Raw genomic sequence first — 18,100 nt, forward strand, 5'->3', positions numbered from 1 at the left:
ATGTTTGTTGGATCCGGTAGTGTTAACCTCAAGTCTGCACCCGACCTCACCATGGCGAGGTGCCTCGTGTCCCCGTCCGGGACAGACATTCTTCCGGGAGCCCCCCAAGCCGCACTGTGTTCTCTGCTACGTACGCGGGCAGTACGTCGTACGCGGACACTGAACGGCCCGCGGGGCCGGCTTCGGAACCGGTGCGACCACGCCACGTGACACTGGATGCCACGGCTAGGGGAAGCGCCATCACCAGATATCTCTTCCGCCGCTCAGGCGGACAACCGCCCCGGCACGGTTCACACAGCAAGGACCGATGCCGGACAGCACAACCGGTCGCCGAGCCAGACAGGCCGACGTCCGCTCCAGGGAAGGACCCTTCGTGAGCGACACCACCGATCTGATGGGCGCACGTGTCGAGGAGACCGCTGCCGCGCCCGCCACGGACGCTTCCGCGCCTGCCACCGGTGCCGGCTCCCGGCGGCGCCGCGGTACCGGCCTCGAGGGCATGGTGCTGGCCGAGCTGCAGCAGGTCGCGTCCGGCCTCGGAATCAGGGGCACCGCGCGCATGCGCAAGAGCCAGCTGATCGAGGTCATCAAGGAGGCGCAGGCCGCCGGAGGCGCCGCCCCGGCCAAGGCCGAGTCCGCCACCGAGACCAAGCCCAAGCGCCGCGCCACCTCCCGGACCCGTACGGGTGAGGCCGCCGAGAAGAAGGCCGACGCCAAGGCCGAGCAGGCCCCCGCCGAGAAGGCCGCGGCCCAGCAGCAGATCGAGATCCCGGGCCAGCCCTCCCCGAAGGCCTCGGCCGAGGAGACCGCCCCCGTCGAGCGCCGCCGCCGTCGCGCCACCGCCGAGGCGGGCGCCCCGGCCGCCACCGCGACCGAGACGATCACCGCCGAGGCGAAGGCCGAGCCCAAGGCCGAGACCCCGGCCCCGCAGCAGACGCAGCAGCAGGGCGAGGCCAAGTCCGACCACGACGGCGGCGAGGGCCGCCGCCGCGACCGCCGTGAGCGTGGCCGCGACCGTGACCGCGGCGAGCGTGGTGACCGCGGTGAGCGCGGGGACCGCCGGGGCAAGGGCGACGACCAGCAGGGCCAGGGCGGCCAGGGCCGTCAGCAGAACCAGCAGGGCGGCGGCCGGCAGGACCGCCAGCACGACGACGACGACTTCGAGGGCGGCCGCCGCGGCCGCCGCGGGCGCTACCGCGACCGCCGTGGCCGTCGGGGCCGCGACGACATGGCCCCCGAGCCGCAGCTCACCGACGACGACGTCCTGATCCCGGTCGCCGGCATCCTCGACATCCTCGACAACTACGCGTTCATCCGGACCTCCGGCTACCTGCCGGGCCCCAACGACGTGTACGTCTCCCTCGCCCAGGTCCGCAAGAACGGCCTGCGCAAGGGCGACCACGTCACCGGTGCCGTGCGCCAGCCCAAGGAGGGCGAGCGCCGCGAGAAGTTCAACGCGCTGGTCCGCCTCGACTCCGTCAACGGCATGGCGCCCGAACACGGCCGCGGCCGCCCGGAGTTCAACAAGCTCACCCCGCTGTACCCGCAGGACCGCCTCCGTCTGGAGACGGACCCGGGCGTGCTGACCACCCGGATCATCGACCTCGTGTCGCCGATCGGCAAGGGCCAGCGCGGTCTGATCGTGGCCCCGCCGAAGACCGGCAAGACCATGATCATGCAGGCGGTCGCCAACGCGATCACCCACAACAACCCCGAGTGCCACCTGATGGTCGTCCTGGTCGACGAGCGTCCGGAAGAGGTCACCGACATGCAGCGGTCGGTCAAGGGCGAGGTCATCTCCTCGACCTTCGACCGCCCGGCCGAGGACCACACCACGGTCGCCGAGCTCGCCATCGAGCGCGCCAAGCGCCTGGTGGAGCTGGGTCACGACGTCGTCGTGCTGCTCGACTCGATCACCCGTCTGGGCCGTGCGTACAACCTCGCCGCCCCGGCCTCCGGACGCATCCTGTCCGGTGGTGTCGACTCGACCGCCCTGTACCCGCCGAAGCGGTTCTTCGGTGCGGCCCGCAACATCGAGGACGGCGGTTCGCTGACCATCCTCGCCACCGCCCTGGTGGACACCGGGTCCCGCATGGACGAGGTGATCTTCGAGGAGTTCAAGGGCACCGGCAACATGGAGCTCAAGCTCGACCGGAAGCTCGCCGACAAGCGCATCTTCCCGGCGGTGGACGTGGACGCGTCCGGCACCCGCAAGGAGGAGATCCTGCTCGGCAGCGACGAGCTGGCCATCGTCTGGAAGCTGCGCCGCGTGCTGCACGCGCTCGACTCGCAGCAGGCGATCGAACTGCTCCTCGACAAGATGAAGCAGACCAAGTCGAACGCCGAGTTCCTGATGCAGATCCAGAAGACGACGCCGGCGCCGGGCAACGGCGACTGACGTCGGACCCGCCACCGAAAGGGCCGCTCCCCCCGGGGAGCGGCCCTTTCGCGTGCCGCCGCCCTCGCATACGGGGAGAGCCCCGCCACGGCGCCGTCCGCCGCGTCCGGGCCCGGCGCGGCCCGCCGTGCGAAGCTGTCCCCGCGTTTCCCCTTCCGCCCCGACGGCGGGACGATGGAGGGCGTACGGCCGTGCGGGTCGGGTCCGGCACCGGCTGCACGGGGCGACCGGCCGAAGGACGAGCCGAGGAGCACATGTCCGCCCAGAGCACACCGGACCACCGGGGCGCGCACCACCGGCCCGGAGCGCGCACCCGACGGCACCGGGTCCTGAAGGCCGCGGCCTGGACCGCCGCCGGCGTCGTCGCCCTGGGCGGCGCGGGCGCCGGATACCTGTACGCCGGGCTCGACGGCAACCTCGCGAGCGTCGACATCGACCGGATCCTCGGCGCCGACCGGCCCGGGAAGGCCGACGACGGCTCCGAGAACATCCTGGTCCTCGGCTCCGACACCCGCTCCGGCGACAACGGGGAGCTCGGCGGCGGCACCGACGCCGGCGGCGCCCGCTCCGACACCGCGATGATCGTGCACGTCCACGAGGGCCGCACGAGGGCGAGCGTGGTCTCCGTCCCGCGCGACACCCTCGTCGACCGCCCCGCGTGCACCGACGCCGACGGCGGCACCCACCCCGCGGCGCGCGGCGTGATGTTCAACTCCGCCTACGCCACGGGCGGAGCGGCCTGCGCGGTGAAGACCGTCGAGTCGCTCACCGACCTGCGCATGGACCACTACCTGGAGGTCGACTTCACCGGATTCCGCGAGCTCGTCGACGAACTCGGCGGCGTCGAGGTCACCACCGGTGAGGACATCGACGACCCCGACAGCCACCTGGACCTCGAGGCCGGCACCCACCGGCTCGACGGCGCGCAGGCCCTCGGCCTGGTGCGCACCCGGCACGGCGTCGGCGACGGCTCCGACCTCGGCCGCATCCGGCTCCAGCAGGCCTTCGTCAGGGCCCTGGCGCGGCAGGTCGGGGAGATCGGCGTCCTCACCGGCCCCGAGAAGCTGTACGGCCTCGCCGACACCGCCACCGAGGCCGTCACCACCGACTCCGGCCTGGGCTCGGTCGACTCCCTGATGTCCTTCGCGGCCGGCCTGCGGAACATCGACCCCGCCGGCCTGCGGATGGTCACCCTGCCGGTCCGGTACGACCCGGCGGACGGCAACCGGGTCCTGGTGGAGGAGACCGGGGCCCGGCAGGTGTGGGACGCCCTGAGGAACGACCGGCCGATCCCGGGGAGCGCCACCGGGAACCCGGCCGCGGGAGGGGCGGAGGACGTCGTGGACGCCCCCTGAGGGGGACGGCGGGCCCCGGCCGGACCACGGGGAATACATCACGCGAAGCCCCGGTTTTGGGTGAGGACGCCAGTCCTGGCAGACTGGTGTATCGGCTCCGGTTCACGCTCCCGCACCCCGCGGATGCGACCCGGCGCCCTCCCGAACCTAGGAGACACCTTGAAGCGCGACATTCACCCCGAGTACGTCGAGACGCAGGTCAGCTGCACCTGCGGCGCGTCGTTCACCACTCGCAGCACCATCGACAGCGGCACCATCCGTGCCGAGGTCTGCTCCGAGTGCCACCCGTTCTACACGGGCAAGCAGAAGATCCTCGACACCGGTGGCCGTGTGGCCCGCTTCGAGGCCCGCTTCGGCAAGGCCGCCGGCTCCAAGAAGTAGCGAGCCTCCAACCGCCGGTCCACGGCAGCGCCCCGCCCGGGGCGCGGCCGGGACCGGCGTTTTTGGTCGTCCGCCCCTTCACCCACGTACCAGCAGGAGCCCAAGATGTTCGAGGCCGTCGAGGAACTCGTCGCCGAGCACGCCGACCTGGAGAAGAAGCTCGCCGACCCGTCGGTCCACGCCGACCAGGCCAATGCGCGCAAGCTGAACAAGCGCTACGCCGAGCTCACCCCGATCGTCGCCACGTACCGCTCCTGGAAGCAGACGGGCGACGACATCGAGACCGCGCGCGAACTGGCCGCAGACGACCCCGACTTCGCCGCCGAGGTCAAGGACCTGGAGAAGCAGCGCGAGGAGCTCACCGAGAAGCTCCGCCTGCTGCTGGTCCCGCGCGACCCCAGCGACGACAAGGACGTCATCCTCGAGATCAAGGCGGGCGCGGGCGGCGACGAGTCCGCCCTCTTCGCCGGCGACCTGCTGCGCATGTACCTGCGCTACGCCGAGCGCGTCGGCTGGAAGACCGAGATCATCGACGCCACCGAGTCCGAGCTGGGCGGCTACAAGGACGTCCAGGTCGCGGTGAAGGCCCGCGGGCAGATCGAGCCCGGCCAGGGCGTGTGGGCGCGGCTGAAGTACGAGGGCGGCGTGCACCGCGTGCAGCGCGTGCCGGCCACCGAGTCCCAGGGCCGCATCCACACCTCCGCGGCGGGTGTCCTGGTCACCCCCGAGGCGGAGGAGGTCGACGTCGAGATCAACCCGAACGACCTGCGCATCGACGTCTACCGGTCCTCCGGTCCCGGCGGGCAGTCCGTCAACACCACCGACTCCGCCGTGCGCATCACGCACATCCCGACCGGAGTCGTCGCCTCCTGCCAGAACGAGAAGAGCCAGCTGCAGAACAAGGAGCAGGCCCTGCGTATCCTGCGCTCCAGGCTCCTCGCGGCGGCGCAGGAGGAGGCGGAGCGGGAGGCCGCCGACGCCCGTCGCAGCCAGGTCCGCACCGTGGACCGCTCCGAGAAGATCCGCACGTACAACTTCCCGGAGAACCGCATCTCGGACCACCGTGTCGGCTTCAAGGCGTACAACCTGGACCAGGTCCTGGACGGCGACCTCGCCGCGGTGATCCAGGCCTGCGTCGACGCCGACTCGGCCGCCAAGCTCGCCGCCGCGTAAATCCCGCACCCAGCACGGAGGACCGTCGTGAACCTGCTGCTCGCCGAGGTGGCCCAGGCCACCCAGCGGCTCGCCGACGCCGGCGTGCCCTCGCCGCGCACCGACGCGGAGGAGCTCGCCGCGTTCGTGCACGGCGTCAAGCGCGGTGAGCTGCACACGGTGAAGGACTCCGACTTCGACGCCCGGTACTGGGAGGTCATCGCCCGCCGCGAGGCCCGCGAGCCGCTCCAGCACATCACCGGGCGCGCCTACTTCCGCTACCTGGAGCTCCAGGTCGGCCCCGGGGTGTTCGTGCCGCGGCCGGAGACGGAGTCGGTGGTCGGGTGGGCGATAGACGCCGTCCGCGCGATGGACGTCGTCGAGCCGTGCATCGTCGACCTGTGCACCGGCTCGGGCGCCATCGCGCTGGCGCTGGCCCAGGAGGTCCCGCGCTCGCGCGTGTACGCCGTGGAGCTGTCCGAGGACGCCCTGAGGTGGACCCGCAAGAACATGGAGGGGTCCAGGGTCGAGCTGCGTCAGGGAGACGCCCTGACGGCCTTCCCGGACCTCGACGGCCAGGTCGACCTGGTCGTCTCCAACCCGCCGTACATCCCGCTCACCGAGTGGGAGTACGTCGCGCCGGAGGCCCGCGACTACGACCCCGATCTCGCGCTGTTCTCGGGCGAGGACGGCCTCGACCTGATCCGCGGCCTGGAGCGCACCGCGCACCGGCTGCTGCGGCCCGGCGGGGTGGTCGTGGTCGAGCACGCCGACACCCAGGGCGGGCAGGTGCCGTGGATCTTCGCCGAGGAACGGGGGTGGGCCGACGCGGCCGACCACCCCGACCTGAACAACCGCCCCCGCTTCGCCACCGCCCGCAAGGCGATGCCGTGAACGCCCCGCACCCTTCAATCCCCCAGCAGCACCCGTACGAGGAGGCCCGCTAGATGGCTCGGCGATACGACACCAACGACGCGACCGACCGCACGACCGGTCTGCGCGAAGCCGCGTCCGCCGTCCGCCGGGGCGAGCTCGTGGTGCTGCCGACGGACACGGTGTACGGCATCGGCGCCGACGCGTTCACCTCGGAGGCCGTCGCCGACCTGCTGGAGGCCAAGGGCCGGGGCCGCAACATGCCCACGCCCGTCCTCATCGGCTCCCCGAACACCCTGCACGGCCTGGTCACCGACTTCTCGGAGCTGGCCTGGGAGCTGGTCGACGCGTTCTGGCCGGGCGCGCTGACGCTGGTCGCCCGGCACCAGCCGTCGCTGCAGTGGGACCTCGGGGACACCCGGGGCACGGTCGCCGTGCGGATGCCGCTGCACCCGGTCGCCATCGAGCTGCTCACCGAGGTCGGCCCCATGGCCGTCTCGTCCGCGAACCTCACCGGTCACCCGGCCCCGGAGAACTGCGACGCCGCGCAGGAGATGCTCGGCGACTCCGTCTCCGTGTACCTGGACGGCGGGCCCACGCCCGGCAACGTGCCCTCCTCGATCGTCGACGTGACCCGGCCCGTGCCCGTGCTGCTGCGCGAGGGAGCGATCTCGCCGGAGGAACTGCGCAAGGTGGTACCCGACCTCGAGGTGGCGAATTGACGGCCCCCGAGTCGGGGCGTGGCATAGGCAACGGGGAATCCAGTGCGGAGATCACGACGACCTTCGGGTTTCCGCGCGACACCTTCCGCATCCTCCACGTCAGTACCGGAAACGTGTGCCGCTCGCCCATCACCGAGCGGCTGACCCGGCATTTCGTGAGCCAGCGGCTGGGGATCCTGGGCGGCGGGCTGATCGTGGAGAGCGCGGGGACCTGGGGGCACGAGGGCGCGCCCATGGAGGCCCACGCGGAGACCGTGCTGGCGGAGTTCGGGGCGGACGCCTCGGGGTTCGTGGGACGGGAACTGCTGGACGAGCACGTGATCCGGGCGGACCTGGTGCTGACGGCCACGCGGGACCACCGGGCGCAGGTCATCTCGATGGGGCACTCGGCGGGGCTGCGGACGTTCACGCTCAAGGAGTTCACGCGGCTGGTCAACGCCATCGACCCGGCGACCCTGCCGCCCCTGGACGAGGGGCTGGTCATGCGGGCGCGTGCGCTGGTGCGGGCCGCCGCGGCCCTCCGCGGGTGGCTGCTGGCGCCGACCGCCGAGGCGGACGAGGTGCACGACCCGTACGGGGCGCCGCTGACGTTCTTCCGGTCGATCGGGGACGAGATACACCAGGCGCTGGACCCGGTCGTCACCGCGCTGACCGGGGTGCCCGCCCGGGCGTAGGCCGTCCGGCTGCCCGCGGCGGCGCGCAGGACGCGGCAGCGGGGGCGTTTTCGGGGTGTGCGGCCTACATTGGGCGTTATGACGGTCGGGCACGCCCTTGAGGCCGATGTGGTGCGGCGGCAGGATCCCGAGCTGGCCGATGTGCTGCTCGGGGAGCGGGAGCGGCAGTCGGGCACGCTCCAGCTGATCGCCGCCGAGAACTTCATGTCGCCGGCCGTGCTGGCCGTCCTCGGCTCACCGCTGGCCAACAAGTACGCCGAGGGCTACCCCGGCAGCCGGCACCACGGCGGCTGCGAGGTCGTCGACGCCGCCGAGCGCCTCGCCGTGGAGCGGGCCAAGGCGCTGTTCGGCGCCGAGCACGCCAACGTGCAGGCGCACTCCGGCTCGTCCGCCGTGCTCGCCGCGTACGCCGTCCTGCTGCGCCCCGGTGACACCGTGCTCGCCCTCGGCCTGCCGTACGGCGGTCACCTCACCCACGGCTCGCCCACCAACTTCTCCGGCCGCTGGTTCGACTTCGTCGGCTACGGCGTGGACGCGGAGAGCGGGCTCATCGACCACGACCAGGTCCGCGCCCTCGCCCGCGCCCACCGTCCCAAGGCGATCGTCTGCGGCTCCATCGCCTATCCGCGCCACCTCGACTACGCCTTCTTCCGCGAGGTCGCCGACGAGGTCGGCGCCTACCTCATCGCGGACGCCGCCCACCCCATCGGCCTGGTCGCCGGGGGAGCGGCGCCCAGTCCGGTGCCGTACGCGGACATCGTGTGCGCGACGACGCACAAGGTGCTGCGCGGCCCGCGCGGCGGGATGATCCTGTGCGGCGGCGGACTGGCCGAGCGCGTCGACCGCGCCGTCTTCCCCTTCACCCAGGGCGGCGCCCAGATGAACGCCGTGGCGGCCAAGGCGGTCGCGTTCGGGGAGGCGGCGACGCCGGAGTTCGCCGCGTACGCGCACCAGGTGGTCGCCAACGCGCGGACGCTGGCCGCCGCGCTGGCCGCCGAAGGCCTCGTCGTCACCACCGGCGGCACCGACACCCACCTGATCACCGCCGACCCGGCGCCGCTCGGCGTCGACGGACGCACCGCGCGTGGCCGGCTCGCGGCGGCCGGGCTCGTCCTGGACTGCTGCGCGCTGCCGCACGACGACGGCCGGGGGCTGCGCCTGGGCACGGCGGCGGTCACCACGCAGGGCATGGGGGCGCCGGAGATGACGCTCGTCGCGGGACTGCTGGCGAGCGTCCTGCGGGGCGGCACCGAGCCCGCGCGGGCCCGGGAGGACGTACGGGAACTGGCCGCGGCGTTCCCGCCGTATCCCCGTTGACCGGGCCGGCCGCGGGACCGTTGACCGGGCCGGCCGCGGGGTGGACGGCACGGCCCCGCCGTCACGCGTGCAACCATCGTCGGTACCCGGAAGTCTCCACCCGTATGCGTGCCTCGCTAGGGTGTGGGGCTGTGATGGCCAGCGAGATCTGTGGGGAAGCCCGTGCGTGAATACCTGCTGACGCTCTGCATCACGGCTGCGGTGACGTACCTGCTGACCGGTCCGGTACGCAAGTTCGCGATCGTGGCCGGGGCGATGCCGGAGATCCGGGCACGTGACGTGCACCGGGAACCCACTCCGCGGCTCGGCGGTATCGCCATGTTCTTCGGCCTGTGCGCGGGCCTGCTGACCGCCGACCACCTCACCAACCTCAGCCAGCTCTTCGAGAAGTCCAACGAGCCGCGGGCGCTGCTCTCCGGGGCGGCGCTGATCTGGCTGATCGGCGTGCTGGACGACAAGTTCGAGATCGACGCCCTGATCAAGCTCGGCGGTCAGATGATCGCCGCCGGTGTGATGGTCATGCAGGGTCTGACGATCCTGTGGCTGCCGATCCCGGGCGTCGGCTCGGTCGCGCTGACCCAGTGGCAGGGCACCCTGCTCACGGTGGCGCTGGTCGTCATCACCATCAACGCGGTCAACTTCGTGGACGGCCTGGACGGGCTCGCGGCCGGCATGGTGTGCATCGCGGCGGCGGCGTTCTTCCTGTACGCCTACCGCATCTGGTACTCGTACGGCATCGAGGCCGCCGCCCCGGCGACGCTGTTCGCGGCCATCCTGATGGGCATGTGCCTGGGCTTCCTGCCGCACAACATGCACCCGGCGCGGATCTTCATGGGCGACTCCGGATCGATGCTCATCGGGCTCGTCCTGGCCGCCGGCGCGATCTCCGTCACCGGGCAGGTCGACCCGGACGCGCTGAAGCTGTTCGCCGGTTCGGAGAAGGAGGCCGTGCACCAGACGGTGCCGGTCTACATCCCGCTGATCCTGCCGCTGACCATCATCGCGGTGCCGGCCGCCGACCTGATCCTGGCGATCGTGCGGCGCACCTGGCGCGGCCAGTCGCCGTTCGCGGCGGACCGGGGCCACCTGCACCACCGGCTGCTGGAGATCGGCCATTCGCACAGCCGGGCGGTGCTGATCATGTACTTCTGGTCGGCGCTGATCGCCTTCGGCGCGCTGACCTACTCCGTGAACTCGGCGTCGATGTGGATCGTGCTGAGCGTCGTCGTCCTCTCCACGCTCGGCCTGGTCCTGCTCCTGCTGCCCCGCTTCACCCCGCGCACCCCGCGCTGGGCGGAGGCCTTCGTGCCACCGCGCTACCGGCGCCGCCGGGCGGCCCCGGCCGCCGCCCCGGACGCCCCGGACGCGTCGGCCCCGGCGGACCCGGAGGAGGCCGCCGACGACCACCGCACCCCGGTCGCCGCGGGCGTCTCCGGCGTCAACGGCGCGACCGCCGTCGGACCCCGCGCACGCCTGGCCGACCGGTCACGGCCAAGGTAAGAATCCGACTAGAGCATTGCCAAGTCGTGGGGTCCCGATGGGACGGTGTTGGGTGTATGTATCGCCCCAATATCAGACAAACGAGTCCGGTTCTTGCTCAGGCGCGCGGATTCATTCTCATGTGTGACAGCGGGCACACCAAACAGGTAAAGACTGCATCAAATAGTTTGTGATACCGTTCACGAGAACCCCGGAGAGAGCCGAAGAGCCGTAGTGCGACGGTTCACCGGCACGAGGAATTCTCACTCGGCCCGGGGGTCTACGCTCGTCCATGACGACACCCTGCCCCCTGCGAAAAGCGGAGCTGCCGCCATGCCGTCCCATGACGCCCGGAACCTTCTGCAGTGCGCTGTGCCCACAGCGGCTGCCGGCGCGGTCGCCGTCGCCGTCAGTGCTGCGGTGGCCGGCGGCAAGGGTGCCCTCGGTGCGGCCGTGGGGGTCGTGCTCGCCGTCCTGTTCATGGGGATCGGCCTGTACGTCCTGCAGTGGACGGCGAAATCGCTCCCGCAGTTGTTCCAGGCCATGGGGCTGATGCTCTACGTGGCACAGCTCCTGCTGCTCATGATCTTCGTCGCGATCTTCAAGGACACCTCGCTCTTCGATCCGAAGACGTTCGCGATCTCGCTCGTCGTGGCGACGCTCGTGTGGATGGCCGCGCAGGCCCGTGCGCACATGAAGGCCAAACTCTTCTACGTCGATCCGGACCCGGAGAAGAGCGACAAGTCCGAGAAGACGGGGCCGTCGTCGTGACGGGTAGGGGCGCGATAAAGACCGGTGAGAACTCCTGCTATCGTCCGGTGCCAACTGCGGCATCGCGGGCGCGGGCATCCGAGCTGACGCCTGAGCGATCGCGAGGCTCGATGCCCCCCAGCCGCCCCCACATCCGTAACACCTGTCCGGTGCCGACCCGCGGACCTGTGCCGCGCCGACACAACGAGGTTGCCGTACCTATGCGTCACGCCGAAGGAGCCCGTGGTGAGTGCTGACCAGACCCAGCTCGCCTTTGACTGGAGCTGTCGGATCATGTCCGACAACGGGTGTGGTTTTCCGGCTCCGGGCCTGCACTCGTTCCTCTTCAAGCCGATCGCCACGGTCGGAGGGTTCGAGTTCAACAAGGTGATGCTGCTCGCGCTCATCACCACCGTCCTCGTCGTCGGCTTCTTCTGGGCGGCCTTCGGCAAGGCCAAGGTGGTGCCGGGCAAGCTGCAGATGGTCGGTGAGGCCGGCTACGACTTCGTCCGCCGCGGCATCGTCTACGAGACCCTCGGCAAGAAGGAGGGCGAGAAGTACGTCCCCTTCATGGTCTCGCTGTTCTTCTTCATCTGGATCATGAACATCTGGTCCGTGATCCCGCTGGCCCAGTTCCCGGTGTCGTCGATCATCGCGTACCCGATGGTGCTGGCCGCGATCGTCTACGTCACGTGGGTCGGACTGACCTTCAAGCGGCACGGCTTCGTGGGCGCCTTCAAGAACTTCACCGGCTACGACAAGTCGCTGGGCTCCGTGCTGCCGCTCGTCATGGTCATCGAGTTCTTCTCGAACCTGCTGGTCCGGCCGTTCACGCACGCGGTACGACTGTTCGCCAACATGTTCGCCGGTCACCTGATGCTGGTGATGTTCACCGTCGCCTCCTGGTACCTGCTGAACAGCTGGATGATCCCGGCCGCCGGTATCTCCTTCGCCATGACGATGGCCATGATCGTCTTCGAGCTTTTCGTGCAGGCCGTCCAGGCGTACGTCTTCGTACTGCTGGCCTGCTCGTACATCCAGGGCGCGCTCGCCGAGCACCACTGAGCACCTCCCGCCCCTCAGCCCCAGAACGTCCGGTGGCCAACCCCCGCCGGTCCAAGAAAGAGAAGGAAGAATCAGCATGGCTGCCACTGAGACCCTCGCCGCTGTCTCCGGTTCGCTCGGCTCCATCGGCTACGGCCTCGCCGCCATCGGCCCCGGCATCGGCGTCGGCATCATCTTCGGCCAGGGCACCCAGGCCCTCGCCCGTCAGCCCGAGGCGGCCGGCCTGATCCGCGCCAACCAGATCCTCGGCTTCGCCTTCTGTGAGGCGCTCGCCCTCATCGGCATCGTTATGCCGTTCGTGTTCGGTAAGTAATCACTCCTTACCCGGCACGTTTCGACGAAAGGCACTGATGTGATCGCCAACCTGGTACAGCTGGCGGCCGAGGAGGAGCAGAGCCCGCTCATTCCTCCGGGCCCCGAGCTGCTCGTCGGCACCATCGCCTTCGCCATCGTGTTCTTCTTCTTCTGGAAGAAGCTGCTCCCGAACATCAACAAGGTTCTGGAGGAGCGCCGCACGGCGATCGAAGGCGGTATCGAAGAGGCCGAGGCCATGAAGGTCGAGGCCCAGAGCGTCCTTGAGCAGTACAAGGCTCAGCTCGCCGAGGCCCGGCACGAGGCCGCGCGTCTGCGCCAGGAGGCGCAGGAGCAGGGTGCCGCGCTCATCGCCGAGATGCGGGCCGAGGGCCAGCGCCAGCGCGAGGAGATCGTCGCCGCCGGCCACGCCCAGATCGAGGCCGACCGCAAGGCCGCCGCGTCCTCGCTGCGCCAGGACGTCGGCAAGCTCGCCACCGACCTGGCCGGCAAGCTCGTCGGCGAGTCCCTCGAGGACCACGCCCGGCAGAGCCGCGTGATCGACCGCTTCCTCGACGAGCTCGACCAGAAGGCCGAGGCCGCGCGATGAACGGAGCGAGCCGCGAGGCCCTGGCAGCCGCACGTGAGCGTCTCGACGCGCTGACGGACTCCACGTCCGTGGACGCCGGCTCGCTCGCCGGTGAGCTGGCCGCCGTCACCGCGCTGCTCGACCGCGAGGTGTCGCTGCGTCGGGTCCTCACCGACCCGGCGCAGGCCGGTGAGGCCAAGGCCGACCTGGCCCGGCGCCTGCTCGGCTCGCAGGTCAGCGGCCCGGCCGCGGACCTGGTGTCCGGCATGGTGCGCTCCCGCTGGTCGCAGTCCCGCGACCTGGTGGACGCACTGGAGGAGCTGGCGAACACCGCCGACCTCACCGCCGCCCAGAAGGCCGGCGCGCTCGACGACGTCGAGGACGAGCTGTTCCGGTTCGGCCGGATCGTCTCCTCCGACACCGAGCTGCGGGCCGCGCTGACCAACCGGAGCGCCCCCGCCTCCTCCAAGAGCCAGCTGCTGCGCAGCCTGCTCGGGGGCAGGGCGAACGCGGCCACCGAGCGTCTGGTCACGCGTCTCGTGACCGCGCCGCGGGGACGTAGCCTGGAGTCGGGACTGGAGTCCCTGTCCAAGCTCGCCGCCGACCGCCGCGACCGCATGGTGGCCGTCGTCACCTCCGCGGTGCCGCTGAGCGACCGGCAGAAGCAGCGCCTGGGCGACAGCCTCGCGAAGCTCTACGGCCGCCGGATGCACCTCAACCTCGACGTCGACCCCGCGGTCGTCGGCGGGATCCGGGTGCAGGTCGGTGACGAGGTCATCAACGGCTCCCTCGCGGACCGGCTCGAGGACGCCAGCCGTCGGCTGGCGGGCTGAGCACCACATTTCTTCATAAGCAGTACGTACTTACGGCCCTGGTTGGGCCGTGCAGAGGATTCACCTCATATTGGGGGGAGTCCCCATACCCCCCAAGTGAAACTTCGGGCCCAACAAGGAGAGCAGGGAACTCAGATGGCGGAGCTCACGATCCGGCCGGAGGAGATCCGGGACGCGCTGGAGAACTTCGTCCAGTCGTACAAGCCGGACGCGGCCTCGCGCGAGGAGGTCGGTACGGTCACCCTTGCCGGCGACGGCATCGCCAAGGTCGAGGGTCTTCCCTCGGCCATGGCCAACGAGCTGCTGAAGTTCGAGGACGGCACCCTCGGCCTCGCCCTCAACCTCGAGGAGCGCGAGATCGGTGCCATCGTCCTCGGTGAGTTCAGTGGCATCGAGGAGGGCCAGCCGGTCACCCGCACCGGCGAGGTGCTGTCCGTCGCCGTCGGCGAGGGCTACCTCGGCCGCGTGGTCGACCCGCTCGGCAACCCGATCGACGGCCTCGGCGAGATCGAGACCGAGGGCCGCCGCGCCCTCGAACTGCAGGCCCCCACGGTCATGCAGCGCAAGTCGGTGCACGAGCCGATGGAGACGGGCTACAAGGCCGTCGACGCCATGACCCCGATCGGCCGTGGTCAGCGCCAGCTGATCATCGGCGACCGCCAGACCGGCAAGACCGCCCTGGCCGTCGACACGATCATCAACCAGCGTGACAACTGGCGCTCCGGCGACCCGAAGAAGCAGGTCCGCTGCATCTACGTCGCCATCGGCCAGAAGGGCTCCACCATCGCGTCGGTCCGCCGCGCGCTGGAGGAGAACGGCGCGCTGGAGTACACGACCATCGTCGCCGCCCCGGCGTCCGACCCGGCCGGCTTCAAGTACCTGGCGCCGTACACCGGCTCGGCCATCGGCCAGCAGTGGATGTACGAGGGCAAGCACGTCCTGATCATCTTCGACGACCTGTCGAAGCAGGCCGACGCCTACCGCGCCGTCTCCCTGCTGCTGCGCCGCCCGCCGGGCCGTGAGGCCTACCCGGGTGACGTCTTCTACCTGCACTCCCGCCTGCTGGAGCGCTGCGCCAAGCTCTCCGACGACATGGGTGCCGGCTCGATGACCGGTCTGCCGATCGTCGAGACCAAGGCCAACGACGTCTCGGCGTTCATCCCGACCAACGTCATCTCCATCACCGACGGCCAGTGCTTCCTGGAGTCGGACCTGTTCAACGCCGGTCAGCGCCCCGCGCTGAACGTCGGTATCTCCGTCTCCCGAGTCGGCGGTTCCGCGCAGCACAAGGCGATGAAGCAGGTCTCCGGCCGTCTGCGCGTGGACCTCGCCCAGTTCCGCGAGCTGGAGGCGTTCGCCGCCTTCGGTTCCGACCTGGACGCCGCGTCCAAGGCGCAGCTGGAGCGCGGTCAGCGCATGGTCGAGCTGCTGAAGCAGGACCAGTACCAGCCGATGTCCACCGAGGACCAGGTCGTCTCCGTGTGGGCCGGCACCACCGGCAAGATGGACGACGTGCCGGTCGCCGACATCCGCCGCTTCGAGAAGGAGCTGCTCGAGTACCTGCACCGCAGCGAGCAGGGCCTCATGACCTCCATCCGCGAGGGCGGCAAGATGTCCGACGACACCCTGCAGGCCGTGGCCGAGGCGATCGCGGCCTTCAAGAAGCAGTTCGAGACGAGCGACGGCAAGCTGCTCGGCGAGGACGCCCCGTCCGTCGCCAAGTGACGTAAGGAAGGGACCTGACTCATGGGAGCCCAGCTCCGGGTCTACAAGCGTCGCATCCGATCCGTCACCGCGACCAAGAAGATCACCAAGGCGATGGAGATGATCGCCGCCTCGCGCGTCGTCAAGGCGCAGCGCAAGGTGGCGGCCTCCACGCCGTACGCGCGGGAACTCACCCGCGCGGTCACGGCGGTCGGAACCGGGTCGAACACCAAGCACCCGCTCACCACGGAGGCGGAGAACCCGACCCGTGCCGCGGTCCTGCTCCTCACGAGCGACCGCGGCCTGGCCGGCGCCTTCAACTCCAACGCCATCAAGGCGGCGGAGCAGCTGACCGAGCGCCTGGAGCGCGAGGGCAAGCAGGTCGAGACGTACATCGTCGGCCGGCGCGGTGTCGCCCACTACAACTTCCGTGAGCGCAAGATCGCGGAGACGTTCACGGGCTTCACCGACGAGCCCTCGTACGCGGACGCCAAGAAGGTCGCGGCCCCGCTGATCGAGGCGCTCCAGGCGGAGACGGCGGACGGCGGCGTGGACGAGCTCCACATCGTCTACACCGAGTTCGTGTCGATGATGACGCAGACGGCGGTCGACTCCCGACTGCTTCCGCTGCGCCTCGAAGAGGTCGCGCAGGCAGGGACATCTGCGGCTGACGCCGCGGGCACCACCAAGGGCGAGATCCTGCCGCTGTACGACTTCGAGCCCTCGGCGGAGGACGTCCTCGACGCGCTGCTGCCGCGGTACGTCGAGAGCCGGATCTACAACGCGCTGCTCCAGTCGGCCGCTTCGAAGCACGCCGCCACGCGGCGCGCGATGAAGTCGGCCACCGACAACGCGGGCGAGCTGATCAACACGCTCTCCCGTCTTGCCAACGCGGCTCGCCAGGCCGAAATCACCCAGGAAATCAGCGAGATCGTCGGTGGCGCCAGTGCCCTGGCCGACGCGAACGCGGGGAGTGACAACTAATGACCACCACTGTTGAGACCGCGACGGCCACGGGCCGCGTCGCCCGGGTCATCGGCCCGGTCGTCGACGTGGAGTTCCCCGTCGACGCGATGCCGGACATCTACAACGCCCTGCACGTCCAGGTCGCCGACCCGGCCAAGGAGGGCGAGCTCAAGACGCTGACCCTCGAGGTCGCCCAGCACCTGGGTGACGGCCTGGTCCGCACCATCTCCATGCAGCCCACCGACGGTCTGGTCCGCCAGGCCCCGGTGACCGACACCGGCTCCTCCATCTCGGTGCCGGTCGGCGACTTCACCACCGGCAAGGTGTTCAACACCCTCGGTGAGGTGCTGAACGTCGACGAGCAGTACACGGGCGAGCGCTGGCCGATCCACCGCAAGGCCCCGAACTTCGACGAGCTCGAGTCGAAGACCGAGATGTTCGAGACCGGCGTCAAGGTCATCGACCTCCTCACCCCGTACGTCAAGGGTGGAAAGATCGGTCTGTTCGGCGGTGCCGGCGTCGGCAAGACGGTGCTCATCCAGGAGATGATCTACCGCGTCGCCAACAACCACGACGGTGTGTCGGTGTTCGCCGGCGTCGGTGAGCGCACCCGTGAGGGCAACGACCTCATCGACGAGATGAGCGAGTCGGGCGTCATCGACAAGACCGCCCTGGTCTTCGGCCAGATGGACGAGCCCCCGGGCACCCGTCTGCGCGTGGCCCTCGCCGGTCTGACCATGGCGGAGTACTTCCGCGATGTGCAGAAGCAGGACGTGCTGTTCTTCATCGACAACATCTTCCGCTTCACCCAGGCCGGTTCCGAGGTGTCGACCCTGCTCGGCCGCATGCCCTCCGCGGTGGGCTACCAGCCGAACCTGGCCGACGAGATGGGTCTCCTCCAGGAGCGCATCACCTCGACCCGCGGTCACTCGATCACCTCGATGCAGGCGATCTACGTCCCCGCGGACGACCTGACCGACCCGGCCCCGGCCACCACCTTCGCCCACCTCGACGCGACGACGGTGCTCTCCCGTCCGATCTCGGAGAAGGGCATCTACCCGGCCGTGGACCCGCTGGACTCCACGTCCCGGATCCTGGACCCGCGCTACATCGCGCAGGACCACTACAACGCGGCCATGCGCGTGAAGAACATCCTGCAGAAGTACAAGGACCTGCAGGACATCATCGCGATCCTCGGTATCGACGAGCTCGGCGAGGAGGACAAGCTCGTCGTCCACCGTGCCCGTCGCGTGGAGCGCTTCCTGTCCCAGAACACCCACGTCGCCAAGCAGTTCACCGGCGTGGACGGTTCGGACGTGCCGCTGGACGAGTCGATCGCCGCGTTCAACGCGATCTGCGACGGTGAGTACGACCACTTCCCGGAGCAGGCGTTCTTCATGTGCGGTGGCATCGAGGACCTGAAGAAGAACGCGAAGGAGCTGGGCGTCTCCTGAGCATCAGGCTCACCGTGAACCCCTGAGGTTCACACCCGAGGGGGCGGGTACGTCCCGCCCCCTCGGTCACGCCCCTTAGACTTGTAACCAACACCCG

The 18,100-nt window shown here is 70.2% G+C and carries 17 protein-coding genes; all 17 read left to right on the forward strand.

Translation table 11 applies throughout. From position 1 onward, the window contains the following. Positions 1-373: 373 nt before the first annotated feature. The 17 genes from rho to atpD all read left to right on the forward strand — a co-directional run bounded on the left by rho (position 374) and on the right by atpD (position 18,003). Positions 374-2,398 carry a transcription termination factor Rho gene (gene rho / locus ABTY20_RS03045; protein ID WP_351995259.1) on the forward strand — a complete coding sequence of 675 codons (2,025 nt, stop codon included), beginning with the start codon at positions 374-376 and terminating at the stop codon, positions 2,396-2,398. 254 nt (positions 2,399-2,652) lie between these two features. Continuing rightward, positions 2,653-3,753 (forward strand): LCP family protein, encoded by a 1,101-nt coding sequence (locus tag ABTY20_RS03050; protein ID WP_351995260.1) that lies wholly within the window; start codon positions 2,653-2,655, stop codon positions 3,751-3,753. Positions 3,754-3,912: 159 nt separating this feature from the next. After that, the gene (gene rpmE / locus ABTY20_RS03055; protein ID WP_030042685.1) at positions 3,913-4,134 is read left to right on the forward strand and encodes a 50S ribosomal protein L31; all 222 of its coding nucleotides are present in this window, start codon (positions 3,913-3,915) and stop codon (positions 4,132-4,134) included. A gap of 105 nt (positions 4,135-4,239) precedes the next feature. Further along, positions 4,240-5,307, forward strand: coding sequence for a peptide chain release factor 1 (gene prfA / locus ABTY20_RS03060; protein ID WP_351995261.1), 1,068 nt, complete (start codon positions 4,240-4,242; stop codon positions 5,305-5,307). A 27-nt stretch (positions 5,308-5,334) separates the two neighbouring features. Then, positions 5,335-6,180: a peptide chain release factor N(5)-glutamine methyltransferase gene (gene prmC / locus ABTY20_RS03065; protein WP_351995262.1), complete on the forward strand. Its 846-nt coding sequence runs from the start codon at positions 5,335-5,337 to the stop codon at positions 6,178-6,180. A gap of 53 nt (positions 6,181-6,233) precedes the next feature. Continuing rightward, on the forward strand, positions 6,234-6,881 hold the full coding sequence (locus ABTY20_RS03070) for an L-threonylcarbamoyladenylate synthase (protein WP_030860399.1): 648 nt from the start codon (positions 6,234-6,236) through the stop codon (positions 6,879-6,881). Next, positions 6,878-7,555 (forward strand): arsenate reductase/protein-tyrosine-phosphatase family protein, encoded by a 678-nt coding sequence (locus tag ABTY20_RS03075; protein WP_351995263.1) that lies wholly within the window; start codon positions 6,878-6,880, stop codon positions 7,553-7,555. The genes ABTY20_RS03070 and ABTY20_RS03075 overlap by 4 nt, the downstream gene beginning before the upstream one ends. Before the next feature lie 78 nt (positions 7,556-7,633). Then, positions 7,634-8,872 carry a serine hydroxymethyltransferase gene (gene glyA, locus ABTY20_RS03080; RefSeq protein ID WP_351995264.1) on the forward strand — a complete coding sequence of 413 codons (1,239 nt, stop codon included), beginning with the start codon at positions 7,634-7,636 and terminating at the stop codon, positions 8,870-8,872. A 162-nt stretch (positions 8,873-9,034) separates the two neighbouring features. Beyond that, positions 9,035-10,372, forward strand: a complete 1,338-nt coding sequence (locus tag ABTY20_RS03085; RefSeq protein WP_351995265.1) for an MraY family glycosyltransferase — start codon at positions 9,035-9,037, stop codon at positions 10,370-10,372. Positions 10,373-10,684: 312 nt separating this feature from the next. Beyond that, positions 10,685-11,122 carry a Cg1360 family ATP-synthase-associated protein gene (locus tag ABTY20_RS03090; protein WP_351995266.1) on the forward strand — a complete coding sequence of 146 codons (438 nt, stop codon included), beginning with the start codon at positions 10,685-10,687 and terminating at the stop codon, positions 11,120-11,122. Between the two features lie 225 nt (positions 11,123-11,347). Further along, on the forward strand, positions 11,348-12,166 hold the full coding sequence (atpB, locus tag ABTY20_RS03095; RefSeq protein ID WP_502991730.1) for a F0F1 ATP synthase subunit A: 819 nt from the start codon (positions 11,348-11,350) through the stop codon (positions 12,164-12,166). A 76-nt stretch (positions 12,167-12,242) separates the two neighbouring features. Further along, positions 12,243-12,479 carry an ATP synthase F0 subunit C gene (gene atpE, locus ABTY20_RS03100; RefSeq protein WP_351995267.1) on the forward strand — a complete coding sequence of 79 codons (237 nt, stop codon included), beginning with the start codon at positions 12,243-12,245 and terminating at the stop codon, positions 12,477-12,479. Between the two features lie 39 nt (positions 12,480-12,518). Beyond that, a complete protein-coding gene (locus ABTY20_RS03105) occupies positions 12,519-13,067 on the forward strand; it encodes a F0F1 ATP synthase subunit B (protein WP_351995268.1) in 549 nt (182 codons plus the stop codon). Next, on the forward strand, positions 13,064-13,879 hold the full coding sequence (locus ABTY20_RS03110; RefSeq protein ID WP_351995269.1) for a F0F1 ATP synthase subunit delta: 816 nt from the start codon (positions 13,064-13,066) through the stop codon (positions 13,877-13,879). Before ABTY20_RS03105 ends, ABTY20_RS03110 begins: the two co-directional genes overlap by 4 nt. Before the next feature lie 135 nt (positions 13,880-14,014). After that, positions 14,015-15,604: a F0F1 ATP synthase subunit alpha gene (gene atpA / locus ABTY20_RS03115; RefSeq protein WP_351995270.1), complete on the forward strand. Its 1,590-nt coding sequence runs from the start codon at positions 14,015-14,017 to the stop codon at positions 15,602-15,604. Between the two features lie 21 nt (positions 15,605-15,625). Continuing rightward, positions 15,626-16,567 (forward strand): F0F1 ATP synthase subunit gamma, encoded by a 942-nt coding sequence (locus ABTY20_RS03120; RefSeq protein WP_351995271.1) that lies wholly within the window; start codon positions 15,626-15,628, stop codon positions 16,565-16,567. Then, positions 16,567-18,003, forward strand: coding sequence for a F0F1 ATP synthase subunit beta (atpD, locus tag ABTY20_RS03125; RefSeq protein ID WP_351995272.1), 1,437 nt, complete (start codon positions 16,567-16,569; stop codon positions 18,001-18,003). Before ABTY20_RS03120 ends, atpD begins: the two co-directional genes overlap by 1 nt. Positions 18,004-18,100: the final 97 nt, after the last annotated feature.

The organism is Streptomyces sp. NPDC126497 (assembly GCF_040302425.1).
Classification (GTDB): domain Bacteria; phylum Actinomycetota; class Actinomycetes; order Streptomycetales; family Streptomycetaceae; genus Streptomyces.

Excerpts from the sequence above, each read along its gene's own strand:
- ABTY20_RS03120 (WP_351995271.1), top strand. The coding sequence starts at position 15,626 with ATGGGAGCCCAGCTCCGGGTCTACAAGCGTCGCATCCGATCCGTCACC.
- ABTY20_RS03110 (WP_351995269.1), top strand. The coding sequence starts at position 13,064 with ATGAACGGAGCGAGCCGCGAGGCCCTGGCAGCCGCACGTGAGCGTCTC.
- ABTY20_RS03050 (WP_351995260.1), top strand. The coding sequence starts at position 2,653 with ATGTCCGCCCAGAGCACACCGGACCACCGGGGCGCGCACCACCGGCCC.
- glyA (WP_351995264.1), top strand. The coding sequence starts at position 7,634 with ATGACGGTCGGGCACGCCCTTGAGGCCGATGTGGTGCGGCGGCAGGAT.
- atpD (WP_351995272.1), top strand. The coding sequence starts at position 16,567 with ATGACCACCACTGTTGAGACCGCGACGGCCACGGGCCGCGTCGCCCGG.
- ABTY20_RS03070 (WP_030860399.1), top strand. The coding sequence starts at position 6,234 with ATGGCTCGGCGATACGACACCAACGACGCGACCGACCGCACGACCGGT.
- ABTY20_RS03090 (WP_351995266.1), top strand. The coding sequence starts at position 10,685 with ATGCCGTCCCATGACGCCCGGAACCTTCTGCAGTGCGCTGTGCCCACA.
- atpA (WP_351995270.1), top strand. The coding sequence starts at position 14,015 with ATGGCGGAGCTCACGATCCGGCCGGAGGAGATCCGGGACGCGCTGGAG.
- prfA (WP_351995261.1), top strand. The coding sequence starts at position 4,240 with ATGTTCGAGGCCGTCGAGGAACTCGTCGCCGAGCACGCCGACCTGGAG.
- atpE (WP_351995267.1), top strand. The coding sequence starts at position 12,243 with ATGGCTGCCACTGAGACCCTCGCCGCTGTCTCCGGTTCGCTCGGCTCC.